At 66.3% G+C, this 26,778-nt stretch carries 27 protein-coding genes and 1 pseudogene; 10 read left to right on the forward strand and 18 right to left on the reverse strand.

The annotated features are described in order from the left end of the window. The coding region (locus tag E0E39_RS00860; protein ID WP_342770184.1) for a sugar-binding domain-containing protein at nucleotides 1-384 on the reverse strand (384 nt) is incomplete at its 3' end. A gap of 210 nt (nucleotides 385-594) precedes the next feature. Between E0E39_RS00860 and E0E39_RS00865 the strand changes: the two genes are divergently transcribed. The 3 genes from E0E39_RS00865 (at nucleotide 595) to E0E39_RS00875 (ending at nucleotide 3,399) form a co-directional block, all read left to right on the forward strand. Beyond that, nucleotides 595-1,623 carry a LacI family DNA-binding transcriptional regulator gene (locus E0E39_RS00865; RefSeq protein ID WP_245988153.1) on the forward strand — a complete coding sequence of 343 codons (1,029 nt, stop codon included), beginning with the start codon at nucleotides 595-597 and terminating at the stop codon, nucleotides 1,621-1,623. Nucleotides 1,624-1,698: 75 nt separating this feature from the next. Further along, nucleotides 1,699-2,319 (forward strand): SIMPL domain-containing protein, encoded by a 621-nt coding sequence (locus tag E0E39_RS00870; RefSeq protein ID WP_130873060.1) that lies wholly within the window; start codon nucleotides 1,699-1,701, stop codon nucleotides 2,317-2,319. 3 nt (nucleotides 2,320-2,322) lie between these two features. After that, on the forward strand, nucleotides 2,323-3,399 hold the full coding sequence (locus E0E39_RS00875) for a winged helix DNA-binding domain-containing protein (RefSeq protein ID WP_130873061.1): 1,077 nt from the start codon (nucleotides 2,323-2,325) through the stop codon (nucleotides 3,397-3,399). A 105-nt stretch (nucleotides 3,400-3,504) separates the two neighbouring features. On the opposite strand, the gene E0E39_RS00880 is transcribed toward E0E39_RS00875, so the two are convergent. From E0E39_RS00880 to E0E39_RS00920, 9 genes and pseudogenes are all read right to left on the reverse strand, one after another. After that, nucleotides 3,505-4,902, reverse strand: coding sequence for an LssY C-terminal domain-containing protein (locus E0E39_RS00880; RefSeq protein WP_245988154.1), 1,398 nt, complete (start codon nucleotides 4,900-4,902; stop codon nucleotides 3,505-3,507). A gap of 42 nt (nucleotides 4,903-4,944) precedes the next feature. Next, entirely contained in the window at nucleotides 4,945-6,420 is a 1,476-nt protein-coding gene (gene efeB / locus E0E39_RS00885; RefSeq protein ID WP_130873062.1) for an iron uptake transporter deferrochelatase/peroxidase subunit, read from the reverse strand. 38 nt (nucleotides 6,421-6,458) lie between these two features. Then, nucleotides 6,459-7,796, reverse strand: coding sequence for an iron uptake system protein EfeO (gene efeO, locus E0E39_RS00890; protein ID WP_130873063.1), 1,338 nt, complete (start codon nucleotides 7,794-7,796; stop codon nucleotides 6,459-6,461). Between the two features lie 133 nt (nucleotides 7,797-7,929). Further along, nucleotides 7,930-8,793: pseudogene (gene efeU / locus E0E39_RS00895) on the reverse strand (iron uptake transporter permease EfeU). A 324-nt stretch (nucleotides 8,794-9,117) separates the two neighbouring features. Beyond that, on the reverse strand, nucleotides 9,118-9,606 hold the full coding sequence (locus E0E39_RS00900; protein ID WP_130873064.1) for a SixA phosphatase family protein: 489 nt from the start codon (nucleotides 9,604-9,606) through the stop codon (nucleotides 9,118-9,120). Nucleotides 9,607-9,823: 217 nt separating this feature from the next. Further along, a complete protein-coding gene (locus E0E39_RS00905; RefSeq protein ID WP_130873065.1) occupies nucleotides 9,824-10,819 on the reverse strand; it encodes a TRM11 family SAM-dependent methyltransferase in 996 nt (331 codons plus the stop codon). Nucleotides 10,820-10,855: 36 nt separating this feature from the next. Beyond that, nucleotides 10,856-12,559 carry an ABC transporter permease gene (locus E0E39_RS00910; protein WP_130873066.1) on the reverse strand — a complete coding sequence of 568 codons (1,704 nt, stop codon included), beginning with the start codon at nucleotides 12,557-12,559 and terminating at the stop codon, nucleotides 10,856-10,858. Further along, nucleotides 12,552-13,478, reverse strand: coding sequence for an ABC transporter ATP-binding protein (locus E0E39_RS00915; protein WP_130873067.1), 927 nt, complete (start codon nucleotides 13,476-13,478; stop codon nucleotides 12,552-12,554). The genes E0E39_RS00910 and E0E39_RS00915 overlap by 8 nt, the downstream gene beginning before the upstream one ends. Before the next feature lie 48 nt (nucleotides 13,479-13,526). Further along, nucleotides 13,527-14,189: a hypothetical protein gene (locus tag E0E39_RS00920; RefSeq protein ID WP_130873068.1), complete on the reverse strand. Its 663-nt coding sequence runs from the start codon at nucleotides 14,187-14,189 to the stop codon at nucleotides 13,527-13,529. A gap of 161 nt (nucleotides 14,190-14,350) precedes the next feature. Here E0E39_RS00920 and E0E39_RS00925 point away from each other — a divergent pair, with 161 nt between their 5' ends. Together E0E39_RS00925 and E0E39_RS00930 are read left to right on the forward strand one after the other, a co-directional pair. Next, the gene (locus E0E39_RS00925) at nucleotides 14,351-14,713 is read left to right on the forward strand and encodes a CrcB family protein (RefSeq protein WP_165444585.1); all 363 of its coding nucleotides are present in this window, start codon (nucleotides 14,351-14,353) and stop codon (nucleotides 14,711-14,713) included. After that, entirely contained in the window at nucleotides 14,713-15,051 is a 339-nt protein-coding gene (locus E0E39_RS00930) for a fluoride efflux transporter FluC (protein ID WP_130875583.1), read from the forward strand. The genes E0E39_RS00925 and E0E39_RS00930 overlap by 1 nt, the downstream gene beginning before the upstream one ends. Before the next feature lie 69 nt (nucleotides 15,052-15,120). Here the strand turns inward: E0E39_RS00930 and E0E39_RS00935 are convergent, their stop codons facing one another. Further along, a complete protein-coding gene (locus tag E0E39_RS00935; RefSeq protein ID WP_130873070.1) occupies nucleotides 15,121-15,684 on the reverse strand; it encodes an inorganic diphosphatase in 564 nt (187 codons plus the stop codon). Nucleotides 15,685-15,761: 77 nt separating this feature from the next. On the opposite strand from E0E39_RS00935, the gene dacB reads away from it, so the two are divergent. Genes dacB through tilS form a run of 3 tightly spaced genes read left to right on the forward strand, consistent with a single transcriptional unit; the run spans nucleotide 15,762 to nucleotide 19,131 of the window. Beyond that, nucleotides 15,762-17,165, forward strand: coding sequence for a D-alanyl-D-alanine carboxypeptidase/D-alanyl-D-alanine endopeptidase (gene dacB / locus E0E39_RS00940; RefSeq protein ID WP_130873071.1), 1,404 nt, complete (start codon nucleotides 15,762-15,764; stop codon nucleotides 17,163-17,165). Next, nucleotides 17,165-18,130, forward strand: a complete 966-nt coding sequence (locus E0E39_RS00945) for a zinc-dependent metalloprotease (protein WP_130873072.1) — start codon at nucleotides 17,165-17,167, stop codon at nucleotides 18,128-18,130. The genes dacB and E0E39_RS00945 overlap by 1 nt, the downstream gene beginning before the upstream one ends. An 8-nt stretch (nucleotides 18,131-18,138) precedes the next feature. After that, nucleotides 18,139-19,131, forward strand: a complete 993-nt coding sequence (tilS, locus tag E0E39_RS00950; protein ID WP_130873073.1) for a tRNA lysidine(34) synthetase TilS — start codon at nucleotides 18,139-18,141, stop codon at nucleotides 19,129-19,131. Between the two features lie 297 nt (nucleotides 19,132-19,428). On the opposite strand, the gene E0E39_RS00955 is transcribed toward tilS, so the two are convergent. After that, the gene (locus tag E0E39_RS00955) at nucleotides 19,429-20,448 is read right to left on the reverse strand and encodes an IS30 family transposase (RefSeq protein ID WP_245988155.1); all 1,020 of its coding nucleotides are present in this window, start codon (nucleotides 20,446-20,448) and stop codon (nucleotides 19,429-19,431) included. Nucleotides 20,449-21,050: 602 nt separating this feature from the next. Between E0E39_RS00955 and E0E39_RS00960 the strand changes: the two genes are divergently transcribed. Beyond that, a complete protein-coding gene (locus E0E39_RS00960; protein ID WP_130873074.1) occupies nucleotides 21,051-21,806 on the forward strand; it encodes a transposase family protein in 756 nt (251 codons plus the stop codon). Nucleotides 21,807-22,203: 397 nt separating this feature from the next. Here the strand turns inward: E0E39_RS00960 and E0E39_RS16710 are convergent, their stop codons facing one another. From E0E39_RS16710 to E0E39_RS16215, 6 genes are all read right to left on the reverse strand, one after another. Continuing rightward, nucleotides 22,204-22,446: an IS3 family transposase gene (locus E0E39_RS16710; protein WP_130875584.1), complete on the reverse strand. Its 243-nt coding sequence runs from the start codon at nucleotides 22,444-22,446 to the stop codon at nucleotides 22,204-22,206. 161 nt (nucleotides 22,447-22,607) lie between these two features. Further along, nucleotides 22,608-22,895 (reverse strand): transposase, encoded by a 288-nt coding sequence (locus E0E39_RS00975; protein ID WP_130873076.1) that lies wholly within the window; start codon nucleotides 22,893-22,895, stop codon nucleotides 22,608-22,610. Nucleotides 22,896-23,196: 301 nt separating this feature from the next. After that, nucleotides 23,197-24,039 (reverse strand): hypothetical protein, encoded by an 843-nt coding sequence (locus E0E39_RS00980; RefSeq protein WP_130873077.1) that lies wholly within the window; start codon nucleotides 24,037-24,039, stop codon nucleotides 23,197-23,199. After that, nucleotides 24,036-24,644: a hypothetical protein gene (locus E0E39_RS00985; protein ID WP_130873078.1), complete on the reverse strand. Its 609-nt coding sequence runs from the start codon at nucleotides 24,642-24,644 to the stop codon at nucleotides 24,036-24,038. The genes E0E39_RS00980 and E0E39_RS00985 overlap by 4 nt, the downstream gene beginning before the upstream one ends. A 276-nt stretch (nucleotides 24,645-24,920) precedes the next feature. Further along, complete coding sequence (locus E0E39_RS16210) at nucleotides 24,921-25,403, reverse strand: transposase family protein (RefSeq protein WP_245988156.1); 483 nt, start codon at nucleotides 25,401-25,403, stop codon at nucleotides 24,921-24,923. Continuing rightward, nucleotides 25,372-25,638, reverse strand: a complete 267-nt coding sequence (locus tag E0E39_RS16215; protein ID WP_245988157.1) for a transposase family protein — start codon at nucleotides 25,636-25,638, stop codon at nucleotides 25,372-25,374. Before E0E39_RS16215 ends, E0E39_RS16210 begins: the two co-directional genes overlap by 32 nt. A gap of 577 nt (nucleotides 25,639-26,215) precedes the next feature. Here E0E39_RS16215 and E0E39_RS00995 point away from each other — a divergent pair. Continuing rightward, complete coding sequence (locus tag E0E39_RS00995) at nucleotides 26,216-26,560, forward strand: hypothetical protein (protein ID WP_130873079.1); 345 nt, start codon at nucleotides 26,216-26,218, stop codon at nucleotides 26,558-26,560. Nucleotides 26,561-26,778 lie beyond the last annotated feature (218 nt).

A 26,778-nucleotide genomic window follows, 5' to 3' on the forward strand; every position in this document is an offset into this window, starting at 1 on the left:
GTCCGGGGTGTGGTCGAAGTCGCGGAGGTAGGCGCCGCAGGGGTTGTCCTGGGGCACGTGGGGTGGATCGAAGGGGATGGGGTAGCGCACGTTGGTGTACTGGTGCTGGTCGTATCCGAGGTGCTGCCAGGTGCTGGGCACCGGGATCGTGGCGAATCCTTCCGGAACGGCGGCGGAGGTCTCCCAGAAGGGTTCGGTGAGGTCGTGGATGCTGGGCAGGTACCGGAAGGCCCACCGGCCGTTGAGCGGGTGGAAACGGTCGGATTCCTCCCGTTCCCACGGGTTCGACGTGGCGGGGGCGGACGCCGGCACGTAATAGGCGCGGGGCGGCAGCGTGTGTTCGTGGAGGACACCGAGGTCCTCGAAGTATCCGGGAACGATCATCGTTCGGGCTCCCTGAGGGTCGACGGGCACAGGGGACGCGCAGCCGTGCGACGTCCTTATGTTGACGTTCTCATGATACTGGAGATCCTCTCCAAAGTGCTATTTTCCAGGGAAAATCTCACGAAACTGATGCGGTGAAATGATCTATCATGATAACGTCACCAAGAACTAGGGTGGGGGTCGTTGTCGCGCTCCTGATAGCCTCCCGTCATGCCGAGGCAACGCCGGAGCGCGGAGGGAGCGCCATCAATGGGTGACGTGGCCCGTCTGGCCGGCGTGTCCGTGCAGACGGTCTCGCGCGTGGCGACGGGCTCCGAACACGTGCGCCCGGACACCCGCGAGAAGGTGCAGCGGGCCATGAACAAGCTGGGTTATTCCCCGAACCGCGCGGCGCAGGCCCTGCGGCGGGGCTCCTTCAGGACGATCGGCGTGCTGACCCAGCAGATCCAGCGCACCGGCGAGGCCCTCACCACCGCGGGTGTGCTGGAGGCCGCCACCGCCGCCGACTACGCCGTCAACCTCGTCCAGGTGGAGCGCCCCGCCTCCGACGACCTGCGCCAGGCCGTCTACCGGCTCTCCCACCAGGCCATCGACGGTCTCGTCGTGGTGCAGGCCGGACGGGCGGGCCGCGAACACCTCGCCCTGCCGCCGTCGATGCCGGTGGCGGTCTCGGACTCCACGCTCGTGGACCACTACCCCTCCGCCAGCGCCGACCAGGTCGGCGGGGTGCGCGACGCCGTCGACCACCTCCTGGGGCTCGGGCACCGCACCATCCAGCACGTGTGCGGACCGAAGGATTCCCAGTCGAGCCTGATCCGCAGGGCCACCTGGGCCCGGTGCCTGCGGGAGGCGGGGCTGCCCGTCCCCGAACCGATCCCCGGCAACTGGAGCGCCGCGGCCGGCTACGCGGCAGGCCGTCGCCTGGCCGCCGACCCGGAGGTGACGGCCGTGTTCTGCGCCAACGACGAACTGGCCCTCGGCCTGATCCGGGCCCTGCACGAACAGGGCAGGCGCGTGCCCGGCGACGTCTCGGTCGTCGGTTTCGACGGCCTCGACGTCGGCGAGTACAGCTTCCCGCCGCTGACCACCGTGCGCCAGGACTTCAGACGCCACGGCCGCGAGATGGTGGGTCTCGTGCTGGAACAGGTGGCCTCCGGGGTGCGCGACGGCAGCCGGGGCATCATCATCCCCACCGAACTCGTCCTGCGGGGCAGCACCGCCCCACCCCCCACGGCGTGAGAGGGGGGGCTGCTGGTCTTCTCCTCTCCGGTGTTCGCCGGGTTTCTCGTCGGCGCGATTCCGTAGGATCTGGGCATGGAGATTCTGGTCGAGGGGTGTGCGGAACGGCGGGTTCAACCCGAGCTGGGGGAGCTCCGGCTGGGACTGGAACACGAGGGCGAGAACCGGGAGATCGTCGTGGACCTCACCTCCGACCTGGCGCAGCGTTTCGCCGAGGCCGTCGCGCCCCTGCACCCGCAGGCCGTCGCCTCGTGGACGCTGGAACCGGTGCGGGTGTGCACGTGGCGGTCGCAGCGCAGGGGCGCCCTGCGGTACCGGGCCTCCGCCGGGGCGACGCTGGTCTTCCGGGACTTCCAGGCGCTCGCGGACTTCGCGGTGGAGTGGGGATCGGCACCCGGTGTGGAGGTGTATCACACGTCCTGGAAACTGACCCCGGGGACGGAGCAGAGGCTGGAGGACGAGCTGCTGACCGAGGCGGTGCGGGCGGCCCGTCGCCGCGCCGACGTCATGGCCCGGGCGGCGGGCGCGGAGGTGGGCGTCTGCGTCGAGCTCTCCGACCGCCGACCGGATCCGCAACTCGCCCACGGCGAGGCGATGGTGATGGCCGCCGCGGCGCCCGAGGGTGGGGGAGGGGTCGTGGAACCCGACGAGATCCACCGTGCGGTCACCGTCCACGGCCGGTTCCGGGCGGAGTGAACGATGGTTGACGCCGCCCTGGCCCGCGCCCGGCTCGTCTCCCAGGGGCTCGTTGTCCGCCGCTGGGAGCGTCCCGTCGAGGTGGCGGCCGCGTTCGGCGCGCACCAGGGCCAGGACCTGCCCGGGGTGTTGGCGTCGATCGCGCTGCGCAGCGGCGGCATCGACGCCGTCGTGGCGGCCTGCGCTCGGGGTGAGATCGTGCGCGGCTACCCGATGCGTGGCACCGTTTTCCTGATGGCCGCCGCCGATGCCCGGTGGATCACGCAGCTGTGTGCGGACAAATCGCTGCGGGAGTCGGCGCGTATCCTCAAGGGCCGCGGGATTTCGGCGGGGCATCTCGAACGTTCCGCCGAGATCGCAGCCGAGTTGCTGGCCGACGGGCCGAGACCCCGCGCGGAACTGCACGCGCGCTGGACCGAGGCCGGGCTGTCGGAGGTGCGGGGTGCGAACTATCACATGACCTTCCAGCACATCGCCACCGGAATGCTCTGCTACGGGCCGGTCGTCGACGGCGACCAGCACCTCGCCCTCACGAGGACGTGGCTGCCCGCCGGCGCCGGGCTGGAGGATCGTTTCAACGCCGACCGCGACGCCGCCTGCGCCGAACTGCTCGACCGCTACCTGACCAGCCGCGGCCCCGCGACGCTGCGCGACTTCTCCTGGTGGAGCAAACTGCCCCTCGGCGCCGCCCGGCGGGCGTTCGCGCTGATCCGGGAACGCTTCGAGGAACTGCCCGGCGACGAACCCCGCTACCAGCGGACCGGGCTGGCCGACGAGGTCGCCGAGGCCGGGCGGTCGGTGTCGCGGCCACTCCTGCTGCCGGGCTTCGACGAGTTCATCCTCGGCTACCAGGACCGCCTGTTCGCCCTCACCGAACGCGACCACCCGAAACTCGTCCCCGGCAACAACGGGATGTTCAAACGCGGCGCCGTTCTGGGAGGTCGCGTGGTGGGGTCGTGGAGACGGGCCGGAACCCCCGGCAGGCGTCGCCTGGAACTGACCCGCTTCGAGGACCTGTCGTCCAGGGCGGAATCGGGTTTCGAGAAGGCCTTCCGGGCCTGGCCGTTCCTCACGGAGTAGCTGGTTGAGCCGGCCTGCGAGCGGCAGCGAGTGGACCGTGTCGAAACCTCGTGCGTGTGTCTGGGGACTGATGTGGGGTGTGGGATGGTTTCGACTCGGACCGGTTCATCGGCCGCGGAGCCTCCGGGTCTTCCGGGTCGCCTGGCGTTCCTTCTTGCGTGCTCGTTCCCACTGGTGAACCTGCCGTGCCGAGATCGCCAGAAGGGCCAGAACCTGGAGGGCGCTGGTGACGACCAGATCGAAGGTGGCGCGCTGAACCCCGAGACCGGAAACCCTCCCCATGTCGGTCACGATGCCCAGTACGAGGAAAGCCATGAGGGCGATGCGACCGCGTGGGTGACCGCGCCAGGTCGCCACGCCCAGGGACGCGATGACCAGCGTGATGATGGTGGACACCGCTGTCGCCGTCCCGAGCAGGATCGTCGTCAGTTCGTGGTCCGGGACGGACGCCGTCCCGGTCTCCAGGAGATCGGCGACATCGAGTCGTGCGATCTGGAAGAGATCGACCAGAACCATGAGGCCGATGAGGACGAGTGCGATGACGAGCTGATGCGGGCGGCGGCGCCGGGCCTCGAGGTCGGCCCGGTGGGCGAGCTCCAGGGAGCGGCCCGAATCGGAGCCGGGCACCACCTCGTTGAGGTCGAGGACGTGGAGGGCACCGTCGGTGACCACCCGGTCCCCGCCGCCGTTCTTGTCGTGATACGCGGTGAAGAAATCGGGCCAGATCTCGAGTTCGGCGGCGGCATTGGCCCACCGCACGTCATCGACGACGAAGTCCCGCTCGATGTCGATGTCCGCGTCGATCTTGTGGGTGACCTGGAAGGTGAGGACACTCAACCCGACAGCGCGGTCGTAGGTGGCGGCGGCCAACCAGTCCACGCGGCCCCCGCCGGGAAGAACCCAGCCGGGAGGGCAGTACCAGAAGCGGATGTGGTGGCGCTGCGAGGGGTTGCCCTCGACCTCCTTCTGGTAGGCGAAACTCTGCGTGCGCTTGAACAGCAGGAGGTTGGAGACGGGAGCGGCCGGGTACGAGCGGCGCAGCAGCGCGGAGACGACCATGCGCCAGGACGTGCGCAGCGTGATGGGTTCGGCGCGCACCCAGCCCGCGGCCTCCATCGCCTCGTGAATGTCCTCCTCGTCGCCCCTGACGGCGAGGTTGACCGGATCCCCCAGGAGACCGTCGGCGGTGCGGGTGCGACCGATGAAGTAGTCGGGCACGTAGAGCCAGGTGAGCACCTGGTGCAGCCGGGGCAGGGCGAGATAGGCCAGGACCGCCCAGAACAGCAGGGAGTTGACCACGAGCAGCGGTTCCAGATGCCAGCCGGATCCGATGAGCAACCAGGCCAGCCACAGTGTGGCGACGGCGGCGATGGCGAAGAAGATGGAGTCCAGGACGTCGTCGATGCCCCAGGAGCGGGCGTCCGCCTCTGACATCTTGGACGGGTCGGCCCGATAGACGGGCGGTGCCGTCGGACGGGGACGAGTCTCCCTGGGTATCTTCATGCCAGCACGCTACCGGAGCCGGCCCGGTCGGCGTGGGAATACCTACTCGAAGAGGGCCGCCGCGATCATGGTGTCACCCTTCTTCAAGCCCGGGGGAATGGCGAACAGGGCCGACGCCTCGTGCTGGAGGTACTCCTGGAGGGCATCGCTCTTCGTCATGCGATCCAGGATCGGGTAGAAGTTGGTGCGCGGGTCGCGCACGAAGGCGACGAAGAACAGGCCCGTCTGCAGCCTCCCCAGGGAGTCGGTGCCGTCGGTGTAGTTGTAGCCGCGGCGCAGCATCCTGCGGCCCTGGTTCTGCTCCGGCGAGACGATGGCGATGTGGGCGTCCTCCGGGCCCAGCGTCTCGCCCCTGTCGTCCTTGGCGGCGTAGTCCACCGCGGTGAACTCCTCCGACGACTTGGTGGGGGTGGTGATGCTCAACGGGGCGCCGTAACGCTTGTCGCGCCCCATGATCTGTTCCTGCTCGATGAGGCGGATGCGGTCCCAGATCTCGGCGAACATGTGGATCCGGCGCGCCACGTAGTAGGTGCCGCCCGCCATCCAGGATCCCGCGTCGTCGCCCGACTGGACCCACAGGTGCTCGTTGAGCTGCTCCGTGCTGTCCTCGGCCTTGATGTTGTTGGTGCCGTCCTTGAAACCGAAGAGATTGCGTGGCGTCTCCTGGTCGACGGAGGTCGACGACGTGCGTCCGTAGCCGACCTGGCTCCACTTCAGCGCGGCCGTTCCGAAGGCGATGCGGGCCAGGTTGCGGATGGCGTGGACGCAGACCTGGGCGTCGTTGGAGCACGCCTGCACGAGGAGGTCGCCGTCGGACTGGGCGGCTCGGAGCTGATCCCCCCGGAACGACGGCATGCCCTCGCTCAGGATGGCCGGCAGTTTGCTGGCCAGGCCGAACCGGTCCTGCCCCTGGGAATCGACGAACAGGCTCTTGCCCACCCCGAAGGTGATGGTCAGGCCGTTGGGTTTGTACCCCCACGCCTCGCCGGTGTCCTTCGGCGGGAACTGCTTGTTGGAGCTGGGTTCGCCGCCGATGAGCTCCCCGGCGCACATCTGCTCGGCCGCCACCGCCCAGTCGGACAGGAGCTTCTTGAGGTCCTCGACCTTCGCGGTGGTGGAGACGTCGAAGGCGGCGGTGAACATGTTGTCCTGGGCGGGCGTGGTGATGCCCGCCTGGTGGTCGCCCCGGAAGGGGTAGACGGTGAGGATGGCCTCCTCGGGACGCGTGGACGCCTCCCAGGCCCGGCCGCCGACGACACCCGCGATCCCCGCCAGCGCAGCGCCGATGCCCGTGCCTGCGAACACGGCGCGACGGCTGGTGCCCCGCTTGCCGGCAGGGGTCGGATCCCCGGACCCGGTGCTCCCGGGGGCCTCGTCACCGGCCCCGTCGGCGACCGCCTGCTCCTGGCGGTCCGCCTGCTCCTGACTGTCCGGCTGGTCCGGGGTCGGAGATTCCGGCCCGGTCGCCTCGTCGACGGCCTTCGACTCGCCCGATTCGTCGATCGGCTTGTCGCTCACTGTCCACTCCTTCCAGGACGTACCTGTTGCTGGTCGATTTACAGAACGAGCCCGGCCACGTTCGACAGCGACTCGCTCAGGGCGTTGACGGCGTCGGAGAACTGGCGCTGCACCTCGGTGTAGGAGTTCTTGTCCGGGGCCTCGCCGGCGTCCTTCTGGACCGTCGCGATCGTGGAGTAGTCCACGTAGGTGTCCTGCCCCTCCGCGGTCTGCCCGGACTTGTGCGCCGCGACGAGCTCGTCCACCGTCTTGAACTGGGAGGTGATCTTCTCGGCCAGCGCGGAGTCCTTCTTCTTGACGATGTCCTCGACGTTGCCGTAGGCCACCTGGGCGCCCTCGACGTTGGCCTTGAAGTCGTAGAGGTCGGTGTGGGAGAAGGTTTCCTCCTCGCCGACGATCTTGGTGCTGGCGACCTCCTCCATGAGGGAGGATGCACCGGTGGCGACGTCCTTGAGCTCCAGCTCGAACTTCTTGCCGCCGGTGCCGTTGATGTTGCCGTAGACGAGGTCGTAGAGGTCCTTGGTCTTGGCGTTGAGCTGGTCGGCGGCGGCCTTGCGTGACGCGTCGTCGGCGAACTTGAAGGGGCTCGCCGCGTCCTGGGCCCACAGGTCGGCCTCGATGCGGTGCCAACCGGTCCAGGCGTCGATGACCTCCTTGTCGGTCACGGACTTGCCGGCGTCGGTGGCGAGGTCCTGGATGCGGGCGTCCAGGGCCTCGTCGATGTCGCCGGCCTGTTCGAGGCCGAAGGACTCGGCGGTGGGTTCGATGCGCTCGTAGTGCTGGCGGGCCAGCGGGTAGAGGGCCTGGGCCTTGGCGGTGTCGCCGGCGAGGTAGGCGGTCACGAAGTCCTGGGTGGCGGTCAGCAGCTGACCGGCCTGGTCACGCACGTAGGCCGTGTACTTGGTGACGGCCTCCTCACGCAGCTTGGCCTCGTCCTCGCTGACCGTGACCTCCGCGCCCGCGGTGACCGTCAGCTGGGTGACGCCCTTGAGCTGGCCCACCATGTTCGGTTTGCAGGCGCCGTAGTACGTGCCCTCCTTGAGGGCGGTGGTCATCTTCGTGGTGGTTCCGGGACCGATGTTCTCCTGCTCGGAGACGATCTGGAGCTTGTCCTCGGTGAGGATCTCGAGTTCGTTGGGGGAGGAGCCGTTGTTGGTGACGGTGAAGGTGATCACACCCGAGGGGAACGAGGTGCTGGAGAACTGGCACGAGTCGTCGGTGATGGTGACCGTGATCTCCTGGGGCCCGCCGGAACCACCGGATCCGGATGCATTGGGCGTGGAGTTCCTCGGGTTGTCGGTGCAGGCGGCCAGGGTGACGGCCGCCGCAGCGAGGGGGAACAGGGTGAGCATGCTTCGGCGTGCGAGGTTCGGCATCTGTATTCCTTCGGCGGTTGTTGGCGTATCGATGGTGAGGGTCACGCCCGGATGGTCGTGACCGAATGACATGGATCAGGGCGACGAACCGACCGACGGGAATCGGTCGTCGACGGTTTCGGGTTTGTGGAACTCATTCGGCAGGGGCCGTGACCTCCGGTCGGCGTCTCGGGCCCCGGATCTGGATGGTGAGTAGCACCAGCACCGGGACGATGTAGAGGAGCCAGCCAACCACCTGCAGGACGGTCGGCTGCAGGTTGAACTGGAACATCGCCTGGAGCAGCACGTAGAGCCAGTGGAGTGGCGACGTGGTCGCGGGCAGGTGGTCGGAGAGATCCCAGGCGTGGTCCATGATGCCCGGCAGGACACCGGCCTCCTGGAAATCCCCGACGCCGTAGGCGACGATGCCCGCCGCCACCAGCACCAGGAAGTATCCGGTGACGGCGAAGAAGACGCGGAAGTTGATGCGCACCGCGCCCTGGTAGAGCAGCACGCCCAGCACGATGGCGATGAGCAGCCCGGTGAGCACCCCCAGGGTGGTCTGCATCGTGGAGTTCTCGATGCTGGAACGCACCGTCGCCCACACGAACAGGGCCGTCTCCACACCCTCGCGGCCGACCGCGATCACGGCGATCCAGACGACCCCCCAGCCGGAGGAGTCCCCGGACAGGGTCTTGGACAGGGAACCCTCGATCTCGCCCTAGAGTTCCCGGGCGTTCTTTCCCATCCAGAAGATCATCCAGGTCACCAGGCCGACGGCGACGAAGGACAACGAACCGCCCAGGATCTCCTGGGCCTGGAAGGTGAGGGTTTTGGGTCCCCAGGTCAGGATGGCGCCGACGATCAGCGGGACCAGGGCGGCCAGGCCGACGCCCACCCAGAGCTTGGGCAGCGCGTCGCGGCGGTCCGATTTGACCAGGTAGGCCACGATGATGCTGACGACCAGCGCCGCTTCGAGGCCTTCCCTGAGAGCGATGAGCAGGTTGGCGAGAAACACTCGACCTCCGGATCTCGAATCTCCATGACGAAGGCAAGCCTAGCCTGTGACGGACGGGAATGTGAATGCGATTTCAACCATCTCGTCCCAAAGCTGGTTGAGCCGGCCCGCGAGCGTCAGCGAGTGGGTCGTGTCGAAACCATGGTGACCTTGTCCGGGGTGTTGTGGTCGGGTTTTGGCTGCCGGGTGTGGGGTGGTTTCGACTCAGCCGTTCGCTTCGCTCACGTGCTGGCTCAACCGGCTTCGGAAAGGGGGCAGTTGGTTGAGCCGATCCTCACGAGCGTCAGCGAGTGGGTCGTGTCGAAACCATCCCGACGTGGAGGTTCAGCGGCGGATGGTGCGTTCCATCTTCACGTGTCCCAGTTCGAAGGGGGCCAGGCTGGACCAGTCGTCGTCGAAGGTGAACTCCGTGAAGGTGGACGTCGGGTACCAGCACTGGAGACGGTCGGCCTCCCGGCTGTCGGAGGCGTTGCCGAGCTGGGCGGCGAGCGCGGGAATGGTGGGGGCGTGCCCCACCACCAGCAGGCCGTTCACGGCGGGGTCGGTCTCGCCGATGTGCCGCAGGAGGGCGTCGGCACCCTCGTAGTAGAGGTCGTCCAGGTACTCGACGGGGATGTCGAGGCCGAGCGCCGCGAAGGTCTGCCGGGCGCGGGTTGCGGTGGAGACCAGGGCGTGTTCCAGGCCGAGGGGACGCAGCTGCAGGCCCGCCTCCTGCGCGTCCTGGATACCGGTGGGCAGCAGCTCCCGCGAGTGGTCGCCGCGGGGATGGCTGGCCCGGGTTTTCGCGTGGCGCATCAGCACGAGTCGTCGCATGGGGTGAGTCTACGAGCTCCGCTGGCGCCGGTCCGTCGCCCCTGATTCGTTTTGCTGGCCCTATTCCCTGTTTGCTGGGCTTGTTGATGTTTGCTGGCCTCACAGCGCAGGCAAACATCAACAAGCCCAGCAAACCGGTGGTAAGGCCAGCAAACCGACGGATGGGGTGAGGTGGAGGGTGGGATCCGTCGGCGTGGTCCTCGGGCGGCGTGATCTTTCAGTCAGTGGCGACCGGTTTTACGGCGACCATGAGGTCGCGGCGGATGGAGGAGTCGACGCGGTGCGCGAACCGGTCCCACGCCCCGCCGGTGAGGACCTCCAGGCCGGCGTCGGCCAGCAGCGCCGCCAGGTCCTCGCGGGGCATGCCGAGGGTGTTCCAGCTGATCCCCAGCGACCCTCCCGGGTGCAGCTGCCCCGCCCACACCGGGATCGTCTCCGCCAGCAGCTGCGCCGGGGTGCGCGACCTGCGTCCGCCCGACGTCGATCCGTGCACCACGCCGTAGGGGGCGTCGGTGACGATGGCGTCGAAACGTTTCTTCCCGTACAGCGACCCCGACGAGCGGGCGTCCCCGGTGAACACCGTCGCCACCAGCTCCCGTCTGTCGACGGTGATGCGTGCGTCGAAGCGACGACCGATGCGCGTCCCGTTGCGGCGCACCGGGGTGACGGCGGCCGTGTGTTTGATGCGTTTGCGGCGCAGCCAGGTTTTGTAGAACGCCGCCATCGCGTCGAAGGCCTTGTCGTCGGCCTCCACTCCGAAGGCGTCGCAGCCCGCGATGAGTGCGGTCGAGACGGTGGTGCCGCGCCCGGCCATCGGGTCGAGCACCCGGTGGGGGGCGTTGCGCCTGGCCGCCGCGACGGTGACGTTCAGCAGCAGCCGGGTGAACTGTTCGTTGGTCTTTCCTTGGTATTTGGGGATGGTCACGAGGTCGTCGTCGAGGACATCGGTGTGCGGCAGCGCGACGGGTCGCAGCAGGTCGCCGTCGCGCTGGAACAATGCGAATGCCGACGACTGCCGCGCGATGCCCGCCAGTTCGTCGCGTCCCAGGTGCTCGGCGTCGAAGGCCAGGTAGTCGACGCCCGCCACCTCGGCCTGCGCGATCCCCGAGACGAAGGGGGCGGTGATCTCCAGTTCGGCGGCGGTTAGCGTGGCCGCCTCGCCCGCGTAGACGCGATTCGCGGACGGGTTGCGCAACAACAGGTACGACGACATGGGGGCAAGTCTTTCACGTCGCGACGCCGCAGGGGCTCATCGCAGGAACAGGGCCTTGAGGCGCAGCGATGCCGCCCACACCCCGAGCATCGCCAGGACGACGAAGTAGAGGGCGTGACCTGCGGTCAGCCAGCTGACGGCGCCGGCGTTGAGGTCGCGGAGCATCTCGATGCCGTGCCACAGCGGCAGGCATTTCACCGCCGCCGCGATCGGGGCCGGGTAGACGTCGACGGGGTAGAAGGTGCCGGAGAACATGAACATCGGCATCAGCACCAGCATGATCCAGTCCATCTGCTGGAAGGTGCGGCAGAACGACGTGGCCGCCATCCCCAGGGCCGCGATCCCGAAGGCGATCAGCAGGCACGCCGGTATGGCCAGCAGCACCCACCACGACCCGACGAGACCCAGCAGCGCCATGACGGCGACGAAGCTGGTGGCGTAGATGCCGCCGCGCACCAGGGCGACGGTGATCTCGCCCAGCGCCACGTCCAGCGGCCCCAGCGAGGTGCTGAGCATCGTCTCGTAGAGCTTGTCGAATTTCAGTTTCATGAACACGTTCCAGGTGGCGTCCATGACCGCCCCGTTCAACGCGGAGGTGGCCAGCAGCGCGGGCGCGATCCAGGCGGCGTAACTGGTCCCCGACTGCACCTGACCGATGAAGGCACCCAGTCCGATTCCCATCGCCAGCAGGTACAGCACCGGTTCGACCGCCCCCGAGGCCATGAGCAGGCTGCTGGTGCCCCAGTTCGCCTTCAGGCCCCGGGCCGCGACGACGGGGAATCTGCCGCTGAACGAGGCCGAGTGGCGTGTCCCGGGCAGCATCGACTGGCCGTCCGGCAGCCCGCCCGGCTTCACAACCACTGGTTCCGACGCGACCCGCTTCCTGGTTCGTTTCTGGCGGGGGTGGGGCAGGGCCCCGGTCAGCCGCAGGTGGAAGAATCGCCGGGCGAGCAACAACCCGGCGACGGTCAGCGCGGTCAGGTAGGCGACGTGCACGAACGGCAGCCACGCCGGCGCGGCCTGCCCGAGGGTCAGGATGCGGGCCAGGTTCACCCCGTGCCACAGCGGCGAGATCCAGCCGAGCGGGTGCAGCCAGCCGGGCAGCACGTCGAGGGGAAAATAGGTGCCGGAGAACAGCGTCAACGGCAGCACCACCAGCCGCGAGAAGATGGAGAACTGGCCGTTCTCGTCGTGTTGGAGGGCCGTCCAAGCCATCACCGGGTTGCCGAACGACCACGCCGTCAACACCGCCACGGGAAGCAGGACCAGCACGCTCGCGGGGGTGATGGCCCCGAAGACCAGCAGCACCACGATGACGGTGGCGCAGTTGATGAGGTAACGCACCGTCGAGCCCAGCCAGTGTCCCTCCGCCAGCTGCGACGGGGTGGTGGGGGTGGAGGCGGCAGCCTGGTACAGCTCGTGCCACTTGAAACTGGAGAACACCCCGAGGGTGTTCTCGGCCTGCGCTGCGTGCACGGCTGAGGAGAGCAGCATCGCGGGCGCCACGAACTGCAGGAAAGGCACCCCGAGCGCCCCCGGGCTGGCGGCATCCACCACCACTCCCAGGCCCACCCCCAACGCCAGCACCGTCAGCAGCGGTTCCAGGGCGCCGATGGCGAACAGGCTCACCCACCAGGAACGCAGCTGCATGACGACGTTGCGGGCGTGATGGAAGGCGCCCCAGCGCGCGACCTGCGCGGCCTGGGCGTCGTGATCGACGGGGGAGAGGGTCTCAGTCAATCAACGACCTCCCAGTCAACCTCAGGAACACGTCCTCCAGCGAGCATCGCCGCACCAGCGACGAGTTCGGCTCCAGGCCGCGTTCCATGATGGTGCGCAGCGCGGCCTCGCCGTCGTCGGAGTAGACCAGGATCCGGTCGGGGAGGGTTTCCATGCGGTTCCCGATGCCTGCGATGCGCTCGGCGGCCCCGGCGTTGCGGGTGGAACCGAAACGCAGCTCCACCACCTCGCGGCCGGCGTGTTCCCGTACCAGCTCCGGTGGGCTGCCCTCGGCGACGATCACGCCGTGGTCGATGACGATCAGCCGGTCGCAGAGCTGCTCGGCCTCGTCCATGTGGTGGGTGGTCAGCACCAGCGTGGTGCCCTTTTCCTTCAGCTGAAACAGCCGGTCCCACAGCACGTTGCGGGCCTGCGGGTCCAGGCCCGTGGTGGGTTCGTCGAGCAGCATGATGCGCGGGTCGGAGACCAGGGCCCGGGAGATCGTGAGGCGGCGTTTCATGCCGCCCGAGAGGTCGTCGACCCGGGAGTCGCGTTTGTCGGTGAGCTGCGCGAACTCGACCAACTCCTCGGCCTTGGCGGCCAGCCAGCGTTTCGGCAGGCCGAAGTAGCGGCCGTAGAAGATGAGGTTCTCGCGGACCGTGAGCTGGGCGTCGAGGTTGTCGTTCTGCGGCACGACCCCGAGGTGGGCGCGGATCCGCGGTCCCTGCTCGTCGGGATCCATCCCGAGGATGCGCAGCTGGCCGCCGGAGCGGTGCGAGACCCCGGCGATCATGCGCATGGTGGTGGACTTGCCCGCCCCGTTGGGGCCGAGCAGCCCGAAGGACGTCCCGGGCTCGACCTCGAAGTCGATGCCACGCACCGCCTCGAAACTGCCGTAGGACTTGCGCAGCTCCTGGGCCAGGATCACCGGATCATTCACGGGGCAAAACCCTACGCCCACGCCCTGAAGAGTTCTCGCCCGGCGGCATCACCGCCAGCCCGACTGGTCCTGGGGCTGCTGGTAGGTGTTCTGGGGCTGCTGGTAGGTGTTCTGTTGCGCGGGCTGCTGCCATGCGGGCTGGGTCGGGGACTGCTGCCATGCGGGCTGCTGTGGCCCCGGGGGCGTCTGGGGTGGAAAGCAGTCGACGTAGCGCTCCACGTAGGCTTTCTGACCCTTCCCCTGCTCGACGTACTTCTCCACATGGGGAAGCTGGGTGCGCATGAAATCGACGATGGCGGCCGTGACGGCCTCGCCCCTGCCGTTGCGCCAGAACACCGCGGGTTCGATGTGGATCCTGTTGACGCCAGCATGGTCGAACACGTCGAGCTGGTGATTTCGTCCGGTGAGGCGCATGTGCGCGATCTCCGAGTAGCCGATCTGCCCCAGCACGTCCTTGCCCTGCGCGAGCACGAACCGGCCCTCACCCATGCGGACCTGACGGACCGGGTCGAGCAGCCACAGGAGCAGGAACAGCGGCGCGAGCGCGGGGGACAGCAGCAGCATGAGCAGGGCCCCGGAGCCATTGGTCAGGACATAGATGTCTTCGTGGTTCTGGACGACGAGGACAACGACACCGATCAGATACACCACGCAGATCAGGGGGGACAGCCACTTCACAGGGTTGCGGACGCGAAACTTGATGGTTTTCACCGGGTTTTCCTTCCGTCTCGGGCGTTCGACGGGGCCCGGGACGGCCGTAGCCTAGCGTGAGCCCCTCGTGATCCCGCAGGCGGTGGACAGAAGAACCGCATGGTGTGTGACATCCCCTCATCCCCGCGGCTGGGAACATGATCCGGGGGTATCGTCGCCGTGTGTTCACCTCGCGTCCCGCTGATCTCCTCGCCGTCCTCGCCGGGGGGTTCGTCGGCACCGCCGCACGTCAGGTCGTGCTCCTGCTGGGGCCCGCCGCCGGTCTGGCGGTGGCCAACCTGCTGGGGTGCGCGCTGCTCGGGATACTGGATGCGATCCTCGGGTCGCGACGGCCACGGCTGCGGTGTTTCTTGGTCGTCGGCGGGGTCGGGGCCTTCACCTCATGGTCGTCACTGGCTGTACAGGGGCTCTCCGTGACGGGTTTGACGATCCTGGTGTTCGAGGTGCCGGCCGGGGTGGGTGCGGCGTGGCTGGGACGCCGTCTGGGAACGCGGCTGGTTCGGCTTGGGCGGACCCGGACGTGATGTCGTTGCTCGTCGCACTGGCTGGGGGAGCGGGTGCCGTGGCCCGTTATCTGGTGGATCTGGCCGTGGTGCGGCACGGGCCCGCATGGGTGGCGACGTTGGGTATCAACCTTGCGGGTTCGCTGCTGATGGGGCTCGTCTCGACTGCGGATGCGGCGGTCGTGGCCGTCGCCGGGGCCGGTTTCTGCGGCGGGTTCACCACGTTCTCGACGGCCTGCCTGCAAACCGTGCGGCTCCTCCGGGGCTGGCGGGCGGCAGCGTATGCGGTCGTCACCGCGACCGGGTGTCTCCTGTTGGCGGGTGCGGGGAGGATCCTTGCCGGTGTGGTGGCGAGCTGATCCTCCCCGTCGTTCCGTTCAGGACGTACGTGATGCCCACCGCTACGGTTCTTCGATGCCTCGTCGGTTTCACGCGAGGTTGACGTGGTGGTGCTCGAAGGAGGTGCCCTTCGCGCGTTCGATGGAGGCGATGATCTCCTCCTCCGCCTCCTTGCGGTCGGCCCAGGTGGCGCCCTCGACGGACTTGCCCGGTTCCAGGTCCTTGTAGACGCTGAAGAAGTGCTCGATCTCCAGAAGGATGTGCTCGGCCACGGAATCGAGGTCCTTCAGGTGCCTGCGGCGGGTGTCCGCGGTTGGCACGCACAGCACCTTGTCGTCGCCACCCATCTCGTCGGTCATGCGGAACATCGCGACCGCGTAGCACTGGATCAGGCAGCCGGGGAAGGTGGGCTCGGCGCCGATCACCATGGCGTCGAGGGGGTCGCCGTCGAGCCCGAGGGTGCCCTCGATGAAACCGTAATCGTAGGGGTACTGGGTGGATGTGAACAAGGTGCGGTCCAGGCGGATGCGCCCTGTGAGGTGATCCATCTCGTACTTGTTCTTGGTTCCCTTCGGGATCTCGACCGTGACATCGAACAGCACCCGGCTCTCGGGGTTGAAGATCTCAATGCTCTCGATGACGTCGTCGCTCACTGTCACTCCTATGATTGATGCGCCGCCGACCGCTGGCGGCCAGTGGTCAAGCACTCTACCGGACGAGGAGCGTCGATTTGTCCCCCCAGAACATCCCGTGGCGTCCCGTGATCATCTGGGGGGTGGTTGGGGCGCTGCTGGTGGTTGTCTTCACCGCCGCGGTTCTTCACGGAGCGGCTTCGTTCGAGGCCGGGGCGCCGGCCTCCGTCGCCGCATCCCCGTCCTCACCGACGCCGCCACCGCAGCCGACCCCGGCTGGTCCCGCTCCCTCGGCCCCGGAGGCAACACCCGGCAAGATCCCGGATCGCGCCGTGCTGGAGCAGCGCCTCAATTCCTTGGACGTCGCCGCCCTGACCAAGGATGTGCCGGAGGGGACGTCGCTGAACCTGGCCTACCAGGTCCTAGACATCGAAACCGGGGAGGTGCTCGCCGCCTCCAACGCCGACCAGCTCCTGATCCCCGCTTCGAACACGAAACTGCTGACCGTCACCGCCCTGCTGTCGGTCTTCGACGGCACCGAAACCTTCGACACCACCGTCGTCTCCCCGGCCCCCGGGCAGCTGGTGCTGGTCGGAGGCGGTGATCCGCTGCTGGCCTCCGCCGCCTCCGACGGGTATCCGAAACGCGCCTCGCTGGAGGATCTGGCCGCGAGAACCGCGGAAAAGGTGAAGTCGCAGGGCCTGAGCACGGTCAGCCTCGGATACGACGCCTCCCTGTTCCAGGAGTCGTGGGCCACCACCTGGCCATCCAGCTACCGCGACCAGGTCACCCCGATCTCCGCGCTCTGGGCCGACGAGGGTCGCGACGCCAACCAGGTGCGCTCCACCGACCCCGCCGGCGACGCGGCCCGGATCTTCGCCACCCAGCTGGCCGCGCAGGGCATCACCGTCGAGGGCAACCCCGCGACGGCCACGGGCTCCGGGGAGGAGATCGCGAAGGTCAGCTCACCCGGCGTTCACCTCCTGGCCGCGGCCGCGATGGAAACCTCCAACAATTCCTACACCGAGGTGCTCGGCATGCAGCTGGCCCGCAAACTGGGCCAACCGACCACGTTCGCAGGGACGGCCGCCGCAGTGCAGCAGGAACTCACCCGCCTGGGATTGTGGCACGAGGGGGCGGTGCTGCACGACGGTTCCGGCCTGACCCGCGAGAACCACGTCACCGCGTCGATGCTGGCCGGGGTGGTCCGGTACGTGATGATCACCCCCGGGGCCTCCGTCGTGCAGGAGGGTTTCCCCGTCGCCGGGGTCTCGGGGTCGCTCGCCAACCGCTTCGACGACGAGATCTCCACCGCGGGCCGCGGCATCGTGCGGGCCAAGACCGGCACCCTGTCACTGGTGTCCACCCTGGCCGGGACCACCGTCACCGCCGACGGCCGCGAGGTGGCGTTGGCGTTCATGACCAACGGCTCCACCAACGGCTGGGCAGCCCAGGTGTGGAGCGACCAGGGAGCGGCCCTGATCACGGGGTGCGGCTGCTGATGCAGCGCCGACCCCACGTCTCCTGGCCGCTGGCACGGGCCGTCGAGCGGCTCCTCACCGACCCGGGACCCGGGATTCCGCGACCGGAGGCGGTGCGTGAGGTCGCCGCCCTCAGGGCCGCGGCCCGGCGGGCCGGCGACCTGGCGGTCGAGCACTCACGGCTTGGCGGCCCGGCCGCCGCGGAGGTCGCGGTGGTGGACCGCCCCGGATGGTCCAGGCGGGCCGCGGCGATGGCCGACGACCTGCTGGGCCGGTTGCCGCTCGAGCAGCAGCCCGCCGGTCCGCGACGCACCGTCTCCGGGATCGGCTACGGGTTGGTCGCGGGGATCTCCTTCGCGACGATGGGGCGGGGTCTGCTGGGCCAGTACGACCCCTGGTCGGGGCGGCTGATGCTGGTTGCCCCGAGCATCGTCGAGGTGCGGCGCGGACGCGGCCTCGACCCCGACGACCTGCGGCTGTGGGTGGGCATCCACGAACAGACCCACGCGGTGCAGTTCAATTCTGCGCCCTGGCTGCTCGGCCACGTCGAGGAGCTGATCGCGTCGCTCAGCGTCGACGATCCCTCCCCGGCGGAGATGACGGAGGGGATCCTCGCGGGCCGGGGGGTGACCTCGCTGCTGGTCACCGCCGAGGGGCAGCGGCACCTCGGCGCCCTCACCGCCACCATGACCCTCCTGGAGGGTCATGCCGACCTGGTCGCGGACGCCGCCGGGACGGTTCACGTGCCCTCGGTGCGCAGGCTGCGCGCGGCCTTCGCCCGTCCGGCGGCCGGCACCGGTTGGCGACGTCTGATACCAGGCCTCGACAAGGGCCTCCAGTACCGCGACGGTTTGGCGTTCTGCCAGCACGTGGATCGCCGGGCCGGGATGGGGGCCTTGACCGCCGCTTTCGCGGGGCCCGCGAACCTTCCCACCGTGGCGGAGATCACCGATCCCGACGCCTGGCTTCGGCGGGTCCATGGCTGAGGGGCGCCGTGGCCAGGCGTGAACTCGGACCCGCCGCGCTCAAGGTCGGGCGGGCGGTGGCGGAGTTGCTGCCCGCCGGTCCCGTCGTCGTCGGTGTCTCCGGTGGCGCCGACTCCATGGCGCTCGCGCTGGGGGCCGCGTGGGCCGCACCCCGGACGCGCTCCGAGGTGGGGTGCGTCGTCGTCGACCACGGCCTGCAGCCCGGTTCCGCCGAGGTGGCGGCACGGGCGGCCGGGGCGCTGGCGTCGCGCGGCATCGCCGTCGAGGTGCGGCGCGTCGAGGTGGGACGCGACGGCGGGATCGAGGCGGCGGCCCGGCACGCCCGCCTGGAGGCCCTGTCAGGTGACGGGCATCCCGTGCTGCTGGGCCACACCCTCGACGACCAGGCCGAGACGGTGCTGCTGGGGTTGCTGCGCGGCTCCGGCATCCGGTCGCTGGCCGGCATGTCGGTTCGGCGCGGCCCTTTCCTGCGGCCGCTGCTGGGGATCCGGCGCGCCGAGACCGAGGCGGCCTGCCGCGAATGGGGGGTCGAGTGGTGGGACGACCCGATGAACACCGACCCGCGGTTCGCGCGGGTGCGCGCCCGGTCGGCGCTGGCGCTGCTGGCGTCGGAGCTCGGTCGCGACGTCGCCGTCGGCCTGGCCCGCACCGCCGACCTGGCCCGCGGCGATGCCGACTTCCTCGACGAGCTGGCGGAACTCGCCCTCGTCCGGGCTCGTTGGGGTGATGCCGATTCGCCTCGTTCCGCATCCACTCCACAGCCGCCCGATAGGTCCGGTCCGGGTGATGCCCTCGACGTTGCCATCCTCGCCGGGCAGCCGGACGCTCTCCGGGGTCGGGTGCTGCTCGGCTGGCTGCGGAACCACGGCAGCGAGGCGACCCGGGTCCACGTCGCCGCCGTTGACGACCTCGTGCTGGCCTGGCGGGGCCAGGGGCCGGCCGCAGTGCCGGGAGGGTCGGTGCGAAGGGTCGCGGGCCGACTGGAGTGGTTGGCCGGCTGAACGGGTCGTGAGGAATGCGCGACCCGTGTCGAAGCCCTCGGCGCTTGAACATCAGGCCTGGTCACGGCTCCCCGGACATGTGTGAGTTGGTTTCGACACGACCGGCTCGCTGACGCTCGCAGGTCGGTTCAACCTGCTTCAGGACAAGACGAAGCCGGTTGAGCCGGGCTGCGACGAAGGAGCAGCCCGTGTCGAAACCACTGGCAGGCGAACAGCGGACCCGACCACCAATCCCCCGCCCCCGAGCACGAATCGCGGAGGTTCGACGGTTCAACGTCGCCACACGACGTGGCGGTTTCAAGTGGTGTGTGCAACGTTGAGTAGTTGTTCCATTTTCTCGGCTGGTGTGGCCCAGTCAAGTACTCGGCGGGGTCGGGTGTTGAGGAGGTCTTCGGCGTGTTGGACCTGGGTGTCGGTGATGTGGGTGAAGTCGGTGCCTTTGGGGAAGAAGTCCCGGATCAGGCCGTTGCTGTTCTCGTTGGTGGGGCGTTGCCAGGGAGAGTGGGGGTCGCAGAAGTAGGCCTGGCAGCCCGAGGCGAGGGTGAAGCGGGCGTGTTGGGCCATCTCGATGCCCTGGTCCCAGGTGAGGGTCGTCATCAAGGTGGCCGGGAGTCGGCGGGCCATCTGGATCAACGCGTCGGTCACGGTGGTGGAGTCATGACTGGTGACCCGTTGGATCATGGTGTAGCGGGTGGTGCGTTCGTTGAGGGTCACCAGGGCCGAGGTGCCGCCCTTGCCGATGATGAGGTCTCCTTCCCAGTGCCCAGGAACTGCCCGGTCCTCGACCTCGGCCGGACGGTTGGTGATGGTGGCCTCACCGATCCAGCTACGGCTACCCCGCCCGGACAGCCGTGACCGGGGACCTCGGGTGGTACGTCCGGAACGCAGGGCTTTCTCGACGGTGAGTTCATGACGCAGCCCGCCGGCGGCCTGGACGTAGAGGGCCTGGTAAATCGTCTCGTGACTGACCCACATCGTGGGGTCCTCCGGGAAGTCCTGACGCAGCCGGTGAGCGATCTGCTGCGGGGAATGTTTGTTGTTCAACCGTGTCACCACCTCGTCCCACAACGATGTCCCGAGCACCAGCTTCCTGTCCTTGGGACGCCGACGTGACCAGTCTGCCAGCCGCTGCGCCGGCTGGGCCCGGTACCGGCCAGGACAACGCTTCACCTCCCTGGAGACCGTGGAACGGTGGACACCGAGTTCTGCAGCGATCCGGGAGAGCGGAACCCGGTCACCGACCCGAACCTCGATCAGGATCCGCCCCGCCAGGGTCAACCGGCCCTGCCCGTCACGCCACTGCGCTGGCTCTCCCACCTCCAACACCGGAGTCCCCCGAAACCGCCGCTGACGCCGCCGCGGACTGTAACGATACTCGTTCAACCCACCAACCCCTCCCACCCGGCCCCTCGACAACACCATCCCCGCCTCGACAGCCACCTTCCGCACAGTGGAAGGACTACCACCCAACTCCCGCGCGATCGAATGACACGACCGACCCTGCCCCAACAACACCAACATCAACCCACGACGCCGCTCATCCAACCGCACAACACACCTCCAAAAACCGTTGTTGCGCACACCCTCTGAACCCGCCCGTTGAACCGTTTTTCTTCCGCGATTCATTGGACTGCCATAGGTTTTGTGGACGGCAGTGAAAAACTTGAATTATGGTTTAGGCTGCCGTCTTGGTTTTCCCCCATATCTTGATGGACTTCGTTCGGGGTACGGTACCCGATCGCGGAATGAAGCCTGGTCTGATTGTAACAGAGTTCAATCCATGGAGGCTTATTCATAGGGGTGTTTTGGTTTCCCTCAGCTAACGCTTTATCCCGAGGGGGATGTGAGGGCGGCTTGCCCGATCTGGGATAATTCAAAGTGTAGAAACAAAACCCTCAGATGAAAGACAAGCCGCTGCCATGAATACTACCACAAGCCTTGACCGCGACCAGATCCTTGACCTGTGCGAACTGATCCACACCTCCCGTTCCGGAAACCTTCCCGCAGCAGGGTCCCGCACCTTGGGGTTGTTCCGCTGTATCCAGGTCACTTTGTTGACGCTCAGACACAATCTCACCCAAGAGTTGCTGGCCGACATCCTCATGGTCTCCCAGGCCACCATCTCACGAGTGGTGGCGGTCTACACCCCCTTGATCGCCGAGGCCCTCCAAGCCTGGGTGCCCGGTGTGGGGGACCTCGACCGGGACCGTCAGTACATCATCGACGGTACTCTGGCGCCCTGCTGGTCATGGCACGACCGTCCCGAGCTGTACTCAGGCAAACACCACACCACAGGGGTGAACCTGCAGGTGGCCTGCACCCTGGCCGGGCACCTCGCCTGGGTCTCCCCACCCCTGCCGGGTAATGTGCATGATGCGAAGGCAATCAAGGAATCCGGCTTCCTCGAGGCCCTTGATGCCACGATGCATATTGGAGACAAAGGCTACATCGGATTGGGAATGATCACCCCCACTAAGAAACCCGCCCATGGTGAACTCGCAGACACCGATAAAAGAAACAATACGACCATCAACCGCGTCCGCTATCTCATTGAGCGTGTCATCGCGAACGTCAAAACTTGGCGTGTTCTGCACACCGATTACCGCCGCCCTTACAACACTTTCGAAACCACAATACAAGCCGTCACCGGGCTCGTCTTCGCCTACACCCTATGAATAAGCCTCATGATGTCACATCTTTGATTGCTTTTCTTCTGGTGTGGTAGATCCTGCTGGTTGACGAGTTCTTTCCTGCAGGTGGCGTTGAATGATTCCGCTGCCGCGTTGTCGTAGCACACGCCGGTTCTTCCCACCGAAGCAGTGGATGCCATACTTGTTCATGGTGGCGGTGTAGTCAGCGGACGTGTACTGCGACCCCTAGACTCGACATGAAAAATCGTCACACCCTTGATGGGCTGGCAGTTCCGAACCGCCAATTTTGCAGAGCGTTTTAGAGGCAGGTCGGTTCGCATGTGTCCCTGCTATGGCGTAGCCAATAATTCTTTTCGAGTAGGCAGCCCCGTCACGGCCTGCCGGGTACACGAATCCTTCCCGGGTGTGAATATAGGTGATGTCACCCACCAGTTTCCGGGCCGGAGCATCTGCTGTGAAGTTCCTTTCGATCAGGTCGGGGCGGCCTGTCAGGTCGGCAGCAGGCACGGTGGTGCGGGCCTTGGGGCGGGGCTGACACCCCCTCTAGGCCCTCCTGCCTCATGAGTCGGCGCACCGTCTCCGGACTGGTTGCAACGCCATTGCGTTCCAAGACTTTGTGGACCCGTCTATAACAGGTGGGTTTGTTTGGAGTCGTTGAAGAAATACGTCACAAAAATGGCGAGTTCTTCACGGTGTTTCTGGGTTTCCGACATGCCCCTGTTGCGCCAGGGTGTAGTAGCCCTGAATGCGACACCTCCAGACAGTGGCACATCAAACGGATCGGGTAGTTGCCTTCTTCGCGGTGGATGTACGCGTATCGTGTTTTTACCGGGACTCCTGCGCGAAGAAGGCCGCCGCTTTTTTCAAGAGATCGATCTCCATCCGGGCCTCACGCAGCTCGGCTTTGATTTTCTTGTACTCGGCAAGTTGGGCTGCCGTCATTTCCTCACCCTCGATGCCGGAATGGGTTTTCCTCCACTTGTTCACCCAGTTTCCCACGGTTTGCGGGACCAGACCGTAGGACTTTGCCACCTCGCTGATCGTGCGGGACTTCTCAACGACCTCCAACACGACTTGCCGTTTGAACTCTTCGCTGTACTTAGATGCGGACATAATACAGACTTGTACCTCACATGTTCGATTAAACCTGTTTTTCGTCACTGTCCACGAAACGTGTAGCACTCCACATGTACAAGGGGAAAGGGGTTGGTGTAGAAATTGCGCTCGAACCAGGTTTCGCCGCGTTTCATGCGCAGGGGAAAGGGGGCGGGGTCAGGTCAAGGATCTGGTTGCGGTCAAGGCTTGTGGTAGTATTCATGGCAGCGGCTTGTCTTTCATCTGAGGTTTTTGTTTCTACACTTTGAATTATCCCAGATCGGGCAAGCCGCCCTCACATCCCCCTCGGGATAAAGCGTTAGCTGAGGGAAACCAAAACACCCCTATGAATAAGCCTCATTGACCGCGACGACTTCGACCACACTCGTGTTGACCTGCGAGGAGAGATCCATCTGGATGGTGCCGTTCTTGCCGAGTCCGCGCCAGTTATGACCCAGTGGGCGGTGGCGGTGACCGTGAAGTCGCCGCGTTGGTGGTAGACGTATCCGCAGTCCGGTGATTTCTCGTCGTGGGTTCTGTGCTCGGGGTGTTCCGTTCCCTTGCCGCAATCCTTGGTGTCGCCGTTGCCCATTTCCCACGTCACCCCCGCGACCATGGCGGTTGCGGTGACGCTGTAACCGGATTCGGTGACGGTTTTGGTGATCGGCCCCCATGTGTCCCTGCCGGGATTGTTGACCCACATCCAGTTGTGCCAGCCCACGTAGTTGCGGCCCTCCGGCAGCTGTTCGAGGGGCGAGGGCCACATTCCGATCTCGGGTGCCTTCAGGTCCATGCGTCCGATCGCGATCTTGGCCAGGACTGCGGGTTCTGGCGCCTCCCGCGGGGCTGGATCGGGTGATGGGCCGGAGGGGGCGAAAAGGACGCATACTCCCGTGGCGGGGTCGTACTGGATGCAGCCTTCAGCGGGCCAGTGCGGCCTTTCTTGGCCGCCTCCGCCCTCGCCGCCGGTGGGGTTCCCGCGGGGCTGTGTGGGGGATTTCCCGGGCTGGCCGCCGGAGCCCGGCACCCGCACCGTGATGTCGCAAGATCCACCCCTACTGTCATGTTGTCCGCATCCGACATCGGCATCGGCCCGGGCCGGTTGTGCGGGCAGACCGGCCACCGTCAGGAGGAGCGCCACGGCGGCGGGGAGGCGTTTCATGCTGGACATCTGAGCACCGTCTCGTTCGTGGCGTCCCCGAACTTCCAACCGTCATTGGTCTTGACCACGGTGACATTCCACTGGAGATACGAAGGCCGCTGCCCCGGCACGATGATGCTCTTCCCGGTCGCGGAATCGATCATGTCCACCTTTTCGCTGTCGGTGCACATCTGGACATCGATGCTCCGCACGCCGTCCGTCTCCTCCGGTTCCGAGGCGCCGGTGATGTGGACGACCGTGATTCCGGTCTGCACCTGACCCTTCGCGCGGCGCTCCTTTACATGATTCATCTGTATGGTCTGACTCTCCCCGATGGCGATGTCCTTCAGGGGCTGCATGTCGGCATCGGGATTGGTGAATATCTCATCCGTGATGCGGTAGTACTCGATCCGCGTGTTCGCCGCTTCCAGCTGCTCCGGGCTGAAGGTCTCCGACGGCTGGGGCTTTGGGGACGTGGAGAACGACGGCCAGCTCTTGGTGGCGCTCGGGGGTGTCGTTTCTCGCGAATCCGTGTTCAGCGGTTTCGAGTCCCCGCCGCACGATGACAACAGGAAAACGACGGCGGCTGCGGCGACCATGCCGATTCGTCCACTGCATTGCTTCATTTTCAACACCTCCGGTGGCGTCAAAGCGACCCGGGCTGGTCTCTCCAGCTCTCGGGACCCTTCCGAGCCTAGGGTCGGTCGCCGGGTCCTTGCGGGGAGTTTGAGAAACCCCTGCAGGGACTGAGGAAGGTCTGGTCAAAAGTTAAGGGTGAGGTGCTGCGGTTCTCGTGAAAGTGGGGTTTGTCCACAGCTATTCTCAAATCCGCTCCGACCAGGGGTTTTGCGGTCGGTGTGGTCTGTGAACAGGCCTCAGTGACAAAATGCAGGTCCAGCCGACTATAGGCGTTGTTCATGGGGTTGATTGTGGGTGTATGTCCTTAGGATTTCTAGGTTGGCGACGAGTTGGATGATTCCGGGGAGTTCTTTGAGGCGTCCGCGGTAGCCGTGTGACAGGATTCTCCAGGTTTTCAGTTGTGCGATGCAGTGTTCGACGTTGACGCGGATTCGGGCGATGACTGTGTTGAAGTCTTTGTCGTGGTTGGTGCGGGACTGGTTGGGCAGCTTCTTGATCGGGGTGATGGCGGTGGTGGCGATGTAGGCGATCCAGGTGGCGCCGGAGGAGTCGAGGAGGTCTTGCCAACCACACAGGTTGATGGCCTTCAAGTCGTGTCGGGAACCCGGCACTGGGTCGGAGACAGCGATGAGGTCAGCGCGGTCGGTGGAGGCGACCTGGACGTTAAAGCACTGGGTCTTGTGTTTCCCGGAGTAGTTGTTGTGGCTGGCTTGTCTACTGGTTGGGTGGTTCCCGGTAGGGGGCATGGGTGCCGTCGATGAGGATGAGGTGTCCTTGCTGGATCGCCTCGGCGAGTCCGCCCGGGAGGAAGAGCGGGACTGTTTCGAGGAGGACGGTGATACGTCGCCAGATCCTGGAGATCGTGGGCTGACAGACTCCTAGGAGGTCGGCGACCACCATCTGGGGCAGGTTCTGGCGAAGGATCAGCAGGCAGGCCACCACTTGGTCCCGCAGGGAGATACGGCATCTGGACAGATCCATCCCTCGGCCCTCGATCACATCGGCGATACGGCAGGTGATCTCGTCAATTGTTTCCTCGCAAAGCCCCGTTGTGGACTGGTAACGCATCGGCTGCTTTCATGTTTGGTTTATGTTGCAACTCAATCATGTCGTGAACTAGTCGATGCTCTTTGTGTTACTGGCGGCGTTTCACCGAGAAACAACCCTCATGAATAACACTTTATGTGCTGCGGGAATTGGGTCCAGTGGAGCCAGGGAAAAAGGCCGGCGATGAACCGAGGGACCCTATTGCCGTGATTCCCTGCGGGTCCCGCTCGGCTGTGTTCGGCGAGCAGGACCCGTCGGGCCCGCTGCCTTGGGGATGATCAGGGTGGAGTAGGACATGAGAGGAGGAATCCTTGCAATTGAGGGGTCCTGAACCCGGGTACAGGTCCTGTCGGCAGGGAGGAGATTAAACTAGGAGTACGCAATGAGACCTATTCACAACCATCCTCGAATGTCCTCTGGCTACGGGGTTTGCTGGCCGGAAGGCGGCCTGTGAATAAGCCTCAATGAAGGCAATGAAACGGCAGTCGAACTTGCCAAGAAGAAGAATCTGATGGGAACCGGTGTTATCCATCGCTACTGCCTCGTCGACCTGTGTTCCCGTCGTCTCGGCAGCGCTCGCGCCACATCCGCGACGGGTGAGGGGATCTGCTATTTCACCCGGATTCCCGGGAGCGGTGATGTCATGAATCATCGCATCGTGATGGGTGCCTTGGTGGCGTTGTTGGTCGTGACCATGGTCGTCCTGTCGTTCGTCCGGGGTGAAACTTTGATGGCCGTCGTGCTCGGGCTGGGTGGGGTCGCCTTCACCGTCCGCACGATGCTCGCCGCCTGTTCGTCCTACTGCTTGAATTCTTCACTGTGCTTTGTGCCGGTATGGAGGCTTATTCACTGGTAGCCTGTCGGTCGACGGAACTCTTGGTCAGCATGCGTTTCAGGAGGGTTGCAAATGAGCTTCGCAGTACAAATTTTACTCTGCGTGTTCGATTCCTGACTTGGCTCATGTTTGGTGTTTTTGGGGTTGGAGGGGGTGTTGGCTAGGGGTTTTGGTTGGTGTGGTGTGCACTAATCGGGGGTGTTCTAGCCTGTTGGGGTGAGTCCGTATGTGAGGACGGT

It is taken from the genome of [Pseudopropionibacterium] massiliense, from assembly GCF_900607225.1.
GTDB lineage: Bacteria > Actinomycetota > Actinomycetes > Propionibacteriales > Propionibacteriaceae > Arachnia > Arachnia massiliensis.

Bases quoted from the DNA above. Each gene is read 5' to 3' on its own strand.
- E0E39_RS00865 (WP_245988153.1), top strand. From the start codon at position 595: ATGCCGAGGCAACGCCGGAGCGCGGAGGGAGCGCCATCAATGGGTGAC.
- E0E39_RS00870 (WP_130873060.1), top strand. From the start codon at position 1,699: ATGGAGATTCTGGTCGAGGGGTGTGCGGAACGGCGGGTTCAACCCGAG.
- E0E39_RS00875 (WP_130873061.1), top strand. From the start codon at position 2,323: ATGGTTGACGCCGCCCTGGCCCGCGCCCGGCTCGTCTCCCAGGGGCTC.
- E0E39_RS00880 (WP_245988154.1), bottom strand. From the start codon at position 4,902: ATGAAGATACCCAGGGAGACTCGTCCCCGTCCGACGGCACCGCCCGTC.
- efeO (WP_130873063.1), bottom strand. From the start codon at position 7,796: ATGCCGAACCTCGCACGCCGAAGCATGCTCACCCTGTTCCCCCTCGCT.
- E0E39_RS00900 (WP_130873064.1), bottom strand. From the start codon at position 9,606: ATGCGACGACTCGTGCTGATGCGCCACGCGAAAACCCGGGCCAGCCAT.
- E0E39_RS00905 (WP_130873065.1), bottom strand. From the start codon at position 10,819: ATGTCGTCGTACCTGTTGTTGCGCAACCCGTCCGCGAATCGCGTCTAC.
- E0E39_RS00930 (WP_130875583.1), top strand. From the start codon at position 14,713: ATGTCGTTGCTCGTCGCACTGGCTGGGGGAGCGGGTGCCGTGGCCCGT.
- E0E39_RS00945 (WP_130873072.1), top strand. From the start codon at position 17,165: ATGCAGCGCCGACCCCACGTCTCCTGGCCGCTGGCACGGGCCGTCGAG.
- E0E39_RS00960 (WP_130873074.1), top strand. From the start codon at position 21,051: ATGAATACTACCACAAGCCTTGACCGCGACCAGATCCTTGACCTGTGC.
- E0E39_RS00975 (WP_130873076.1), bottom strand. From the start codon at position 22,895: ATGTCCGCATCTAAGTACAGCGAAGAGTTCAAACGGCAAGTCGTGTTG.
- E0E39_RS00980 (WP_130873077.1), bottom strand. From the start codon at position 24,039: ATGAAACGCCTCCCCGCCGCCGTGGCGCTCCTCCTGACGGTGGCCGGT.
- E0E39_RS00985 (WP_130873078.1), bottom strand. From the start codon at position 24,644: ATGAAGCAATGCAGTGGACGAATCGGCATGGTCGCCGCAGCCGCCGTC.
- E0E39_RS16210 (WP_245988156.1), bottom strand. From the start codon at position 25,403: ATGCCCCCTACCGGGAACCACCCAACCAGTAGACAAGCCAGCCACAAC.
- E0E39_RS16215 (WP_245988157.1), bottom strand. From the start codon at position 25,638: ATGGATCTGTCCAGATGCCGTATCTCCCTGCGGGACCAAGTGGTGGCC.
- E0E39_RS00995 (WP_130873079.1), top strand. From the start codon at position 26,216: ATGGGAACCGGTGTTATCCATCGCTACTGCCTCGTCGACCTGTGTTCC.